10 protein-coding genes and 4 tRNA genes are annotated in these 12,359 nt (G+C 42.4%); 10 read left to right on the top strand and 4 right to left on the bottom strand.

All coding sequences use genetic code 11. The features are described from left to right. Positions 1-90 precede the first annotated feature (90 nt). The 4 genes from PBF_RS13960 (at position 91) to PBF_RS13945 (ending at position 428) form a co-directional block, all read left to right on the top strand. Positions 91-167: transfer RNA gene (locus PBF_RS13960), tRNA-Ile, on the top strand. A 14-nt stretch (positions 168-181) separates the two neighbouring features. After that, a tRNA-Asn gene (locus PBF_RS13955) sits at positions 182-256 on the top strand. Positions 257-261: 5 nt separating this feature from the next. Beyond that, positions 262-352: transfer RNA gene (locus PBF_RS13950), tRNA-Ser, on the top strand. A gap of 4 nt (positions 353-356) precedes the next feature. Beyond that, positions 357-428, top strand: a tRNA-Glu gene (locus PBF_RS13945). 87 nt (positions 429-515) lie between these two features. Here the strand turns inward: PBF_RS13945 and PBF_RS13940 are convergent. Beyond that, complete coding sequence (locus tag PBF_RS13940; protein WP_035330440.1) at positions 516-713, bottom strand: hypothetical protein; 198 nt, start codon at positions 711-713, stop codon at positions 516-518. A gap of 223 nt (positions 714-936) precedes the next feature. Here PBF_RS13940 and glgB point away from each other — a divergent pair, with 223 nt between their 5' ends. The 5 genes from glgB to PBF_RS13915 are packed head-to-tail and all read left to right on the top strand — an operon-like array spanning position 937 to position 8,904. After that, on the top strand, positions 937-2,883 hold the full coding sequence (gene glgB / locus PBF_RS13935) for a 1,4-alpha-glucan branching enzyme (protein WP_035330438.1): 1,947 nt from the start codon (positions 937-939) through the stop codon (positions 2,881-2,883). Beyond that, complete coding sequence (locus PBF_RS13930) at positions 2,825-3,970, top strand: glucose-1-phosphate adenylyltransferase (RefSeq protein WP_035330437.1); 1,146 nt, start codon at positions 2,825-2,827, stop codon at positions 3,968-3,970. The genes glgB and PBF_RS13930 overlap by 59 nt, the downstream gene beginning before the upstream one ends. A gap of 53 nt (positions 3,971-4,023) precedes the next feature. Next, on the top strand, positions 4,024-5,052 hold the full coding sequence (locus tag PBF_RS13925; RefSeq protein WP_035330436.1) for a sugar phosphate nucleotidyltransferase: 1,029 nt from the start codon (positions 4,024-4,026) through the stop codon (positions 5,050-5,052). Then, positions 5,049-6,500 (top strand): glycogen synthase GlgA, encoded by a 1,452-nt coding sequence (gene glgA, locus PBF_RS13920; RefSeq protein ID WP_035330435.1) that lies wholly within the window; start codon positions 5,049-5,051, stop codon positions 6,498-6,500. Before PBF_RS13925 ends, glgA begins: the two co-directional genes overlap by 4 nt. Then, positions 6,490-8,904: a glycogen/starch/alpha-glucan phosphorylase gene (locus PBF_RS13915; RefSeq protein WP_035330434.1), complete on the top strand. Its 2,415-nt coding sequence runs from the start codon at positions 6,490-6,492 to the stop codon at positions 8,902-8,904. Before glgA ends, PBF_RS13915 begins: the two co-directional genes overlap by 11 nt. 55 nt (positions 8,905-8,959) lie before the next feature. Here PBF_RS13915 and PBF_RS13910 read toward each other — a convergent pair whose 3' ends face one another. Beyond that, positions 8,960-9,808 (bottom strand): dimethylarginine dimethylaminohydrolase family protein, encoded by an 849-nt coding sequence (locus PBF_RS13910; RefSeq protein WP_035330433.1) that lies wholly within the window; start codon positions 9,806-9,808, stop codon positions 8,960-8,962. A gap of 154 nt (positions 9,809-9,962) precedes the next feature. Here PBF_RS13910 and PBF_RS13905 point away from each other — a divergent pair, with 154 nt between their 5' ends. Beyond that, complete coding sequence (locus tag PBF_RS13905; protein ID WP_035330432.1) at positions 9,963-10,175, top strand: hypothetical protein; 213 nt, start codon at positions 9,963-9,965, stop codon at positions 10,173-10,175. A gap of 61 nt (positions 10,176-10,236) precedes the next feature. Here the strand turns inward: PBF_RS13905 and PBF_RS13900 are convergent, their stop codons facing one another. Together PBF_RS13900 and PBF_RS13895 are read right to left on the bottom strand one after the other, a co-directional pair. Further along, positions 10,237-10,992, bottom strand: coding sequence for a TraR/DksA C4-type zinc finger protein (locus PBF_RS13900; RefSeq protein ID WP_035330431.1), 756 nt, complete (start codon positions 10,990-10,992; stop codon positions 10,237-10,239). Between the two features lie 297 nt (positions 10,993-11,289). Further along, complete coding sequence (locus PBF_RS13895; RefSeq protein WP_035330430.1) at positions 11,290-12,222, bottom strand: 1,4-dihydroxy-2-naphthoate polyprenyltransferase; 933 nt, start codon at positions 12,220-12,222, stop codon at positions 11,290-11,292. Between the last annotated feature and the right edge of the window lie 137 nt (positions 12,223-12,359).

Raw genomic sequence — 12,359 nt, 5'->3', positions numbered from 1 at the left:
CCAAGCTGATGATGAGGGTTCGATTCCCTTCACCCGCTCCAAAATGAAATGCGTAGGCGACTGTTCACAGGAGCCGAAGCTAGACAAAATGGGCCTATAGCTCAGCTGGTTAGAGCGCACGCCTGATAAGCGTGAGGTCGATGGTTCGAGACCATTTAGGCCCACCATTTTATATTATTGTTCCGCAGTAGCTCAGTGGTAGAGCATTCGGCTGTTAACCGAACGGTCGTAGGTTCGAATCCTACCTGCGGAGCCATATATGGGGAAGTACTCAAGTGGCTGAAGAGGCGCCCCTGCTAAGGGTGTAGGTCGGGTAACCGGCGCGAGGGTTCAAATCCCTCCTTCTCCGCCATATTGGCCCCTTGGTCAAGCGGTTAAGACACCGCCCTTTCACGGCGGTAACACGGGTTCGAATCCCGTAGGGGTCATACAAAAAAGCTGTCAACAATTTGTTGGCAGCTTTTTTGTTGTCTGTTCTGCTCCAGTTTACCCCCCCGTTAGCAGCTTCTCTGTTTTTAATCATACCTCTCTTCTTCCCTGCTTAATTTATTGCCGGGATTATTCAAGTCGATATCAGAGGATATACCCGTATATGGGCCTCTAAACATATCACCAGTGGCCATAATCTTTCCATCCGGTGCTTCAAATAGCGGAATCCTTATTTCCTCTTTGGATGCCTCATTCAATAAATGCTCCTCTTCTTTATTGCTCAAAATATTATTCTCCTTTCATTTTTTACTTGCATATTTTGTTTTATTTTGTCTAAGTTTACCGGAGATTATGTCGAAGACTGTTAAAATGGGCAAAATGCTATCGGTTATTAGCGGAATATGAACGTTGTTGTCATAAAATTAAAAAAACTTTTACAAGGACTTTTCAAAGGTGCAGCGAATATAACAGGAAAGTCAAAAGAAACGAGACTGGGTGGGGAGAAGGATGGTAGTGGATACTTTATTTCCAACCGATTATCAGCTGCATTTGTTTCATGAAGGGACATTTTATGAGAGTCACCAGTTATTTGGTGCACATGTAGTATCAAACGGAGAAGCAGTGATTACCCGTTTTTGTGTGTGGGCACCGAATGCTGAAATTATCAGACTAGTCGGTGATTTTAATGATTGGAATGGAGATGGCTATACCTTACATAGAGTGAATAATGAAGGTGTCTGGATTATTCAGCTGGATGGAAACATGGAAGGTGCCTTATATAAGTATGAAATTAAAACAAAGAGAGGAGATATGCTATTAAAGGCTGATCCTTATAGCTTTTTTTCAGAAGTAAGGCCTAATACAGCTTCTAAAGTATATTCGCTGGACGGGTATCAGTGGAATGACAGCAAATGGATGCTAAAAAAAGAAAAGAAGCCTATTTTTACAGAGCCTGCGGTCATTTATGAGGTACATCTGGGTTCGTGGAAGCAAAAAGAATCTGGAAGTCTGTATACCTACCGGGAGCTTGCAGATGAGCTCATTCCTTATGTGGTAGAGCATGGGTTTACGCATATAGAATTGCTTCCTCTAATTGAGCATCCGCTCGACGCTTCCTGGGGCTATCAGGGTACAGGTTATTACTCCATTACAAGCCGTTATGGCAGCCCGCATGATTTTATGTATTTTGTTGATCAGTGCCATCAACATGGTATTGGGGTCATTCTGGACTGGGTGCCGGGGCACTTCTGCAAAGATGCCCATGGCCTTTATCAGTTTGATGGCTCGTATTTGTATGAGTATGAAACAGAAGGCGACAGAGAGAACCGGGTTTGGGGAACCGCCAATTTTGATCTCGGCAAAAATGAAGTGCAGAGCTTTCTTATCTCCAACGCTGTTTTTTGGATGGAGAAATACCATATTGACGGCTTTCGGGTTGATGCGGTGGCTAATATAATTTATTGGCCGAACCGGGATGGAAAAACAGAAAATCCGTTTGGTACCCTTTTCCTGCAAAACCTTAATAAAGTGGTTTCGCAATATGATTCTTCCTTTCTCATGATGGCAGAGGATTCAACAGATTGGCCGCAAGTAACTGCACCAGTTCATTATGGAGGGCTGGGTTTTCATTACAAGTGGAATATGGGCTGGATGAATGACGTTCTTACATATATGGAAACAGAGCCCGAGAGGCGATCTGGTGTCCATGGGAAAATGACATTTTCGCTTTTGTATGCTTTTACAGAGAACTTCATACTGCCTTTTTCACATGATGAAGTTGTCCATGGGAAAAAATCGCTGCTGGATAAAATGCCGGGAGATTACTGGCAAAAGTTTGCCCAATACAGGCTCCTGCTAGGCTATATGATTGCCCATCCCGGCAAGAAGCTTCTTTTCATGGGAAGTGAGCTCGGGCAGTTTTCCGAATGGAAAGACAAAGAACAGCTTGATTGGCATCTGCTGGATTACGAGATGCATAAAAAGGCAAATGATTATGTGAAAGAATTAATAAAGGTTTATAAACGTTCCAAGCCTCTTTTTGAGCTTGATCACCTTCAGGGTGGCTTTGAATGGATTGATTGTCATAATTCACACCAATCCATCTTTTCCTTTATCAGGAGAGGCTCTAAAGAGGATGATTATCTCGTGATTGTCTGCAATTTTACACCGGCTATATATCCCAAATTCCGTATAGGCGTTCCAAATATGGGAACTTATCGGGAAATACTTAACAGTGACAGTGATAGCTTTGGAGGATCAAATTGCATCAACAAGAGGGTCATTAAGAGTGAGGAAAAAGAATTTCATGGAAAGCCATTCAGTTTGGAATTGTCTATCCCGCCATTTGGCATTTCAATATTACGCCCTGTAAAACATCGGAAGGAGAGGAAAGAAAATGGGAAAGAAAAAGTGCGTCGCAATGCTATTAGCAGGAGGGAAAGGGAGCAGGCTTAGTTCTCTGACAAAAAGCCTGGCGAAACCGGCCGTTCCTTTTGGAGGAAAGTATAGGATCATTGATTTTACATTGAGCAATTGCACTAATTCCGGAATCGATACAGTCGGTGTTCTGACACAATACCAGCCGCTGGTTCTGAATTCGTATATTGGCATAGGCAGCGCATGGGATCTTGATAGAAAGAACGGCGGCGTGACAGTGCTGCCCCCTTACAGCGAATCATCGGAGGTCAAATGGTATACAGGAACAGCCAGTGCCATTTATCAAAACCTTAACTATTTAAAGCAGTATGATCCTGAATATGTCCTGATTTTATCGGGTGATCATATTTATAAAATGAATTATGAGCTGATGCTGAATTATCATATTGAAAAAGGTGCTGATGCCACTATTTCTGTTATTGAAGTGCCTTGGCCGGAGGCAAGCAGATTCGGCATCATGAACACGGATGACGAGATGCGGGTCGCAGAATTTGAGGAAAAACCGGCATATCCAAAAAATAATCTGGCCTCCATGGGAATATATATATTTAATTGGTCTGTTTTAAAGGAATATTTGGAAATGGATGACCGCAATCCGGAATCAAGTCATGACTTTGGAAAGGATATTATTCCATTAATGCTTGACGAAAATAAAAGGCTGTTCGCATACCCGTTCAATGGTTACTGGAAGGACGTTGGTACAGTTAAGAGCCTGTGGGAAGCAAATATGGATTTACTGGATGATGAATGCGAGCTGAATCTTTTTGATCATGACTGGCGGATTTATTCGGTGAATCCGAATCACCCTCCACAGTATATTTCAACTCAGGCAGAGGTTGCAGAGTCCTTGATAAATGAAGGCTGTACGGTTGAGGGCGAAATTGAAAAGTCAGTGCTATTCCAAGGGGTTCTGGTTGGGAAGAATACGGTGATCCGTGAATCGGTCATCATGCCTGATGCTGTGATTGGCGAAAATGTTTATATTGAAAAAGCGATTGTGCCAAGCGGAATGAACATTCCTGATGGCGTTGTGATTAGTGCTTCCGAAGAAGATGATGAAATTATTCTGATAACACAGGAAATGATACAGGGAATTTGTTCTTAATTTACAGCTGGATGCCAAAACGGCTCCTGGCCAATAAAACGGGAGGGAATGTCATGAAGAAGAGAATGCTTGGTGTAATAGACGCAACAACCTACCATGAAGATTTAGAGGAATTGACAGTACACAGGTCGCTCGCAGCTGTTCCGTTTGCAGGCCGCTATAGGCTGATCGATTTTGTTCTCTCCAATATGGTCAACTCGGATATTGAGAGTGTGGCTATATTTCCGAAGTATCAGTATCGCTCTTTAATGGATCATCTTGGTTCAGGGAAAAACTGGGACCTGAATAGAAAAAGGGATGGGCTATTCTTTTTCCCGTCTCCTTTGCTGGATAGTCCAAGTAAAGGGATCGGATCTTTTAATCACTTTGCTGCCAATTTGGATTATTTTTATCGCAGCAAGCAGGAGTATGCATTGATCTCAAACTGTTTTACCGTTTTTAATATGGACTTCAGGCCTGTTCTGGATAGACATATTATGACGGGGTGTGACATTACAGTTGTTCGTCAGGATGGACGCTCCCTTGAAATGTACCTTGTAAAAACTTCGCTGCTTATTAATTTAATAGAAAATAGAAACGAAACAGGATACACGTGTATGAGTGATGTTGTTACAGATATCCACCATTCGTACACGATATGCAATTATGAATATACTGGTTTGGCTGTCATGATTGATTCCATTGAAAATTACTTTGCGGCAAGCATTGGGCTATTGGAACCTGAGGCATGGAAAAATATTTTTCTGCGCAGCCAGCCGATTTATACAAAAGTAAAGGATGAACCGCCAACCCGTTATATGAAAGGTGCGAGTGCAAAGAATTCGATGATTGCGAATGGATGCATGATTGAAGGGACAGTCGAGAACAGCATTATCTCCCGCGGGGTAAAAATTGGCAAGGGTTCAGTCGTGAAAAACTGCATAATTATGCAAAAAACCCAAATTGGAGAAAACTGTGTTTTAGACTCCGTTATTTTAGATAAAGATGTTAAGGTAGAATCCGGTGCCAGGATTGAGGGAAGACATGAAATGCCTCTGGTTATTCGCAAAGGCACCGTACAAGGAGCGCTGATGAACTCGTGAAAGTATTGTTTGCTGTTTCTGAATGTGTTCCATTTGTTAAATCCGGAGGTCTTGCTGACGTAGCCGGTTCTCTCCCGAAAGAACTTGCCAAGCAGGGGACTGACGTACGGGTTATCCTTCCTAAGTATGGTTCCATATCAGATGATTTAAAAAAGAAAATGACTAAAAGGTGCGAGTTTACAGTTCAGGTAGGCTGGAGAAACCAGTATTGCGGAATTGAGGAACTTGAGCATCAGGGAATCCTATTCTATTTTGTTGATAATGAATACTACTTCAACCGTGAAAAATTATACGGTTATTATGATGATGGAGAGAGGTTTGCCTATTTTAACCGGGCCGTGCTGGATGCTCTTCAGCATATTGATTACTATCCAGATGTCATTCACAGCCATGATTGGCATACCGGGATGATTCCTTTTCTGCTCAGGGTTGAGTATCGTGCGAAAAAGGGGTATGAATTCATTCGGACAGTATTCACCATTCATAACCTTCAGTTTCAGGGGATTATGCCGGGTACTGCTTTAGGGGATCTATTAGGGCTTGACTATAGCCACTTTCATCCGGATAAGCTTGAATTCTTCGGAAATATCAATTTTATGAAAGGCGGACTTGTCGCTGCTGATAAGATTACAACAGTCAGCCCTACGTATAAAGATGAAATTCAAACAGAGTATTACGGTGAGAAGCTGCATGATTTGCTGAAGCGCAGGGCTTGTGACCTGGAAGGAATCTTAAATGGGATTGATGATGAATTTTATAATCCTGAGAAGGATCCTTATATAATAGAGAAGTATTCCGCTGAAAAGCTGCAGATTAAAAAAGAGAATAAAGTTCATCTTCAGAAAAAATTCGGCTTGCCGGTGAAGGAAAAGGTTCCTTTGATTGCCATGGTTACGAGGCTGACAAAGCAAAAGGGCCTGGACCTTGTAAAATGTGTGTTCCATGAGCTTATGCAGGGCGATGTTCAAGTCCTGATTCTGGGAACTGGAGATCCTGAATTTGAGCAATTTTTCAGGGAGATGGAAGCGGGCTGCCCAGATAAGTGCAAAGCATATATTGGGTTTGATGAAGGCCTTGCACATGAATTCTATGCAGGGTCCGATTTATTCTTAATGCCTTCACAATTTGAGCCCTGCGGGTTAGGGCAGATGATTGCGATGAGATATGGATCCATTCCTATCGTCAGGGAAACAGGCGGTTTAAATGATACTGTTCATTCTTACAATGAATACACAGGAGAAGGAAATGGTTTTTCCTTCAGCCATTTTAATGCCCATGACATGCTGTACACCATTCGAAGAGCAATAAGCTTTTACAGTGACAGCAAAATATGGGAGCAGATTATGAAAAATGCAATGGGAATGGATAACAGTTGGGCACAATCTGCTTTCAAATACAATCAGCTATATGCAGGCCTTGTTTCAAGGAGTGAAAGCCATGTTTTCTGACCGTGATGAGTTCAAAGAGGAATTCCTGAAAAAACTGGAGATGACCTGCGGAAAAAGCTTTGGTGAAAGTACAGAAAGAGATCAATACTTCACGCTTGGAAATATGATCAGGGAACATGTGAGCACAGAGTGGATTAATACAAATGAGCGATACCGCATCGACCGTGAAAAGCAGGTATATTACCTATCCATCGAGTTTTTATTGGGTCGCCTGCTTCATCATAATCTGATAAACCTGGGAATTGAGCAGGTTGTAAAAGATGGCCTGGCTGATCTGGGCATTGACCTCAACCGCCTTGAAGAAATCGAAGCAGATGCAGGGCTTGGGAACGGGGGACTGGGACGGCTGGCGGCGTGCTTTATGGACTCGCTGGCATCTTTAAACCTTCCTGGCCATGGCTGCGGAATTCGCTATAAGCATGGCCTATTTGAGCAGAAAATTGTGGATGGCTATCAGGTGGAGCTTCCGGAACAGTGGCTTCGGAACGGCCATGTCTGGGAAGTTCGAAAAGCAGATCTGGCAATCGAAGTTCCTTTTTGGGGCAAAGTCGAAACGGCAGAGGAGAACGGCAGGCTTGTGTTCCGCCATGTGAATGCTGAGACAATTTCGGCTGTTCCTTACGATATGCCTGTGGCCGGGTATCAAACAGATACGATTAACACTCTAAGGCTTTGGAATGCTGAGCCGTCTCCTTATCCTGTAAATCATGATATTTTAAAATATAAGCGGGAAACCGAATCTGTTTCCGAGTTTCTGTATCCTGATGATACCCATGATGAGGGGAAGATACTGAGGCTGAAGCAGCAATACTTTCTTGTTTCGGCCAGTATCCGTTCCATTGTACGTTCCTATCGAAAGCAGCATACTAGTTTAAGAGATTTCCATGAATATGTGAGCGTTCATATTAATGATACACATCCGGTCCTTGCCATTCCTGAACTTATGAGAATCCTGCTGGATGAAGAGGGAATGGGATGGGAAGAAGCCTGGGATATTACGGTCCGGACGATTGCCTATACGAATCATACAACTCTTTCAGAGGCTTTGGAGAAATGGCCAGTCCGCATTTTCCAGCCCTTGCTTCCGCGGATTTATATGATAGTGAATGAAATTAATGAGCGCTTTTGCCGCGAACTTTGGGATAGATACCCGGGTGACTGGAAGCGGATTGAGGATATGGCCATCATCGCACATGACCAGGTGAAAATGGCACACCTTGCCCTAGTCGGCAGCTCCAGCGTAAATGGTGTTGCTGCCCTTCATACAGAAATCTTAAAGAAGCGGGAAATGAATCAGTTTTATGAAATTTTCCCTGATAAATTTAATAATAAAACCAATGGGATTACACACAGAAGATGGCTGCTGAAAGCAAATCCGCTTTTGTCAGGTCTTATAAATGAGACCATTGGGGCAGGCTGGATTAGGGAACCGGAAAAGCTTAACGAACTGGCAGATTTTAAGGATGATAGAGTTTTCCTTGGACAGCTGCATCAGATTAAGCAATTGAACAAGGAAAGATTGGCAAAGCGCATTCAGGACCAGCAGGGCATTAAGGTTGATACGTCTTCCATTTTTGACATTCAGGTTAAGCGTCTGCATGCTTATAAGCGCCAGCTGTTAAATATTCTTCATGTTATGCATCTATATAACAGGCTGAAGGAAGATTCCAATTTTCGCATGCACCCCCGGACTTTTATATTCGGGGCAAAAGCATCCCCTGGCTATTACTACGCAAAGAAAATCATCAAATTAATTAATACGGTTGCTGAAAAGGTAAACAACGATCCGCAAACGAGAGATGTTCTAAAGGTTATCTTTCTTGAAAATTACCGGGTTTCGCTGGCGGAGGAAATTTTCCCCGCTGCAGATATCAGCGAGCAGATTTCTACAGCGAGCAAGGAAGCCTCCGGCACAGGCAATATGAAATTCATGATGAATGGCGCTTTGACAGTAGGCACACTGGATGGAGCCAATATTGAGATAAAAGAAAAAGCAGGAGATGACAATATCTTCATCTTTGGATTAACAGCAGATGAGGTGCTCAGCTATTACCAAAATGGCGGTTATAATTCCAGGGAGTATTACCATCATGATAAGCGAATCCGCCAGGTGACCGACCAGCTTGTGAATGGATTTTTCCCGGATGCTGATGATGAGTTCGAGCCTATTTTTGACTCACTGCTGATGGAAAATGACCAATACTTTGTCTTGAGGGATTTTGCTTCGTATGTCAATATTCAGAAAGAAGCCGGGAAGGCTTATGAGGATCGGAATCATTGGCTGAAAATGAGCTTAATGAACATTGCAGGTTCAGGTTATTTTTCAAGCGACCGGACAATCAGCGAATATGCGCGCGAAATATGGAAAATCAAACCCGCTGGCGTTGAGATGATGAATAAGTAAAAAGAAGAACAGCCCTTCTCGTGAGAAGAGGCTGTTCTTGTGTTGAACAGAGGATCTATCCTTTACTCCGTCTAACCGGCATGGTACAGCAGCGGAAGGCTCCTCCTGATTTGATGATTTCTGTGATATCCACCTCGATAACCTGGTAGCCTCTATCTCTCAGCTCTTTATTGACATTTTTATTAACGGGAAGACTAAATACTTTTTTATTGCCAATTGAGAGGACATTCGTTCCTAGTGTGAATTGCTCCTCTTCCGTCACTTTTATTAAATCATAGCGTGATTCCAGCATTTTTACTTTTTCCCCGTGAATCTCTCCTGGAAAAATAAGAGCTTCGTCTGGTGAAATGATATTAAATACACAATCAAGGTGAAGATATGTATCAGTGAAGGGGACGGATATGACTTCATAATCTGGCATAAGGCTGCGAAGATGCTCAATTGCTTCTTCGTGGGTCCGGCTGCTGACTCCGGCATATATAGTCTGGCCATCGATGAGTACATCTCCTCCTTCTATACGGTCACCCGTAAGATTGTAAAAAGGAACCTGGTTTACTTCCAGCCATTGTTTCAGAACATTTTCCTCTCCCTGCCGGATATCAGCTGCCATTTCGGCAACATAAACCTTTTCTCCAAGCGTGAATCCTATGTCACGGGTAAAAACCTGCTCAGGATATTTTTCAAGCGGGGGCAGCAAAACGACTTCGATTCCCTGATCCTTTAATGCACTGACAAAATGCCTGTGCTGTTTCATCGCCATGTCGATATTAATTCCCTCTTTTTCATAATGCTTCTGCGTTTCATTAATGGTATCCACTATCGTCATGTACTTCGGTTCACATAACAATACTTGTTCAAGTTTGTCGTATTCTGAAAAGCATGCTGCTTTCATTCGTGCGGACATAATGAGCCTCCCAGCATTTTATTCTTAAAATAATATTGCCTATGTGAAGCAGTTTTACTCGGTAAATTAAAATTATTAGAAAAAATTTCCACTACAAAAAAGGTTTAAAAACCCTGATAATGAAATCATTAGATATAAAGGGGGTAGCTGTTAAGTGTACCAAATCGAGAGAGGATCAATGGAAGAAGTTTTGCTGCATCTTCAAAATATTGGACTGCAACTAAATGAATTCGAGAAAACAAATGATTCTATTCCGGTGAAAAATTATAAAGAATTGCTGGAATTCAGCATCTCCATTGCCCGCCGCACAAACGATGTTTCCGATACGATTGATGAGATTATCCAGGATATCGAATCCAAACTATAAATAAGGGTATCTTATTTTGCCATTTGACATAAAAAAGCGATGCAGCTGCATCGCTTTTACTTTAATCTTTATCTTCATCCACATAGCCGTCAGTCTCATGATACGGCACATCACCATATGGTGCTTCGATATCATTTTCATCCAGCATGGCTTCATACTCTTCCTGTTTCTTGGAAGGATAGATTTTTCTCTCCTTGCCTTCAAGGTCATTTCCGACAAATGTCTCATAATCTTCTGTAAAGCCTTCGTCATCATGTCCTTCATTATAAAGGGAGTTATAATCTTCATAGTCGCCCCTTAAATCAGAGGGTGTCTCAGAAGTACCAAAACGGGCAACTTCCTGAAAGCTGTCTTCATTATCTACTACTTCCCTGAATTGATGATGCTGAAAGGTATTTCCATGAGCAGGTTCAAGCACATCTTCCTCAACAGGACGGTCTCCCGGCACATTTTGTTCAGGACTATGCTCCTTACAGTACAGGGTTGCCGGGATCACTTCCAGCCGCTCGTATGGAATTTCAGAACCGCACTGTTTACATTTGCCGTATGAACCGTCTTCAATTGCCTGCAGTGCTGCATTTACTTTATTGAGTTCAGAGTCATGGTGCTCTTCTAATGCAAAGTCCTTTTCGCGTTCATAAAGTTCAGAACCCATATCTGCGGGATGGTTATCATACAGAGATAGCTCTCCTACTGCATCTCTGGCACTTGCTCCTTCCAGACTGCCTTCTTTATTGCCCTGCAGCTGGGATTCCAGTGATTCCTTCTCATCATTCAATTCCTTTTTTAAAGTGCTGATTTGTTCATTGGTCAACATATTATGTCACATCCTTGGTTTTGATGGTTTGTATAAAAAGCCTGCTGAACTGATAGAAAGGCCTATAATAAAAGCCGAGCTCTGTCATTTTTGCTCCGCCGGATATCAAATCTTAGTCCATATGGGTTTAGTATGGACGTAGTTTGCAAAATCATAACGGAAGAAATAATTTTAAGGCCTGCCTCTTCCTTAAGTAAAAAATACCCGTTAAAAATGGGATGAAACTAGATTTGCGATTTCTGCTGTTTTTTTCCAAACAAAAAACCCCTGCCATAAAAGCAGAGGTTTATTAAATGTTTATAAAAGATATCCGATAAACAGGCCAACTGATAAAAGAAAGCCAAAGATTGTATTTGTCTGTGCAGTTGCTTTCATCGCGGGCATCATTTGCATCGGGAGTGTTTTGCCGATGAAGCCTTTTGTTGCTTTAATGGCTTTAGGTGCACTAAGGACAACAATAGCCAGCCATGGTGTTATGATGTTCATGGCGATCAATATGAAGACCCATGCATAGGACACGATGAACATACCGGCGAGCAGGTTAATCGCTCCTTTTTTTCCTAAAAGAATAGCCAATGTTTTACGGCCGAATTCCTTATCGCCATCCAGGTCTCTGATATTATTGGCCAGCAGAATGGCGCCAACAAGAATTAATATAGGGAACGAAACTAAAACACTTGTTGCGGTTACGGTTCCTGTCTGGATATAGAAAGAAATAAGGATAATTAGCATGCCCATGAAAAAACCTGCAAATAACTCACCAAATGGTGTGTAAGCTATAGGAAGCGGACCGCCTGTATATAAATATCCTACTGCCATGGAGGCTAGTCCAATTGCTGCAATCCACCAGCTTGTGTTCATGCAAATGTAGAAACCAAGCAATATCGAAACTCCGTAAAGCCCAAAGGCTAAATTCAGGACCGTTTTTGGTTTGATTCCTTCACGGACGATCGCTCCGCCGATTCCGACAGAGTCTTCGGTATCAAGCCCTCTTTTGAAATCGTAATATTCGTTAAACATATTAGTAGCAGCCTGAATCAGCAGACTTGCCGCCAACATGGCAAAAAACAGGCTGAAATTTATTTCGGTAAGTTCCATTGCAAGAGCTGTTCCAAGCAAAACCGGAACAAAAGCAGCGGTCAAAGTATGAGGCCTGGTCAGCTGCCACCAGACTCTCCAGTTCTTTGAGCTGGAAGCAGGCGGAAAATTGGTCTGTGCTTGTGGTTGCATGATAACTCTCCCCTTAATTATCTATTCTGTAATGGTATCATTTATTGCATCATTCAAACTTGTTTATTTTAACCGATTATCTGGGTATTGTCAAAGTAAGCCCCATTAAGCCTAACTATACTAAACACCTTAAGTTT

The sequence above is a fragment of the Cytobacillus firmus DS1 genome (assembly GCF_000565285.1).
Classification (GTDB): domain Bacteria; phylum Bacillota; class Bacilli; order Bacillales; family Cytobacillaceae; genus Cytobacillus; species Cytobacillus firmus_A.
The sequence above is the reverse complement of the archived record's forward strand: the minus strand, read 5'-3'. Positions and strand labels throughout refer to the sequence as shown.

What these genes read in the sequence shown, in the direction of transcription:
- PBF_RS13915 (WP_035330434.1), top strand. Translation starts at nt 6,490, where the DNA reads ATGTTTTCTGACCGTGATGAGTTCAAAGAGGAATTCCTGAAAAAACTG.
- PBF_RS13925 (WP_035330436.1), top strand. Translation starts at nt 4,024, where the DNA reads ATGAAGAAGAGAATGCTTGGTGTAATAGACGCAACAACCTACCATGAA.
- PBF_RS13895 (WP_035330430.1), bottom strand. Translation starts at nt 12,222, where the DNA reads ATGCAACCACAAGCACAGACCAATTTTCCGCCTGCTTCCAGCTCAAAG.
- PBF_RS13930 (WP_035330437.1), top strand. Translation starts at nt 2,825, where the DNA reads ATGGGAAAGAAAAAGTGCGTCGCAATGCTATTAGCAGGAGGGAAAGGG.
- glgB (WP_035330438.1), top strand. Translation starts at nt 937, where the DNA reads ATGGTAGTGGATACTTTATTTCCAACCGATTATCAGCTGCATTTGTTT.
- PBF_RS13910 (WP_035330433.1), bottom strand. Translation starts at nt 9,808, where the DNA reads ATGTCCGCACGAATGAAAGCAGCATGCTTTTCAGAATACGACAAACTT.
- PBF_RS13900 (WP_035330431.1), bottom strand. Translation starts at nt 10,992, where the DNA reads ATGTTGACCAATGAACAAATCAGCACTTTAAAAAAGGAATTGAATGAT.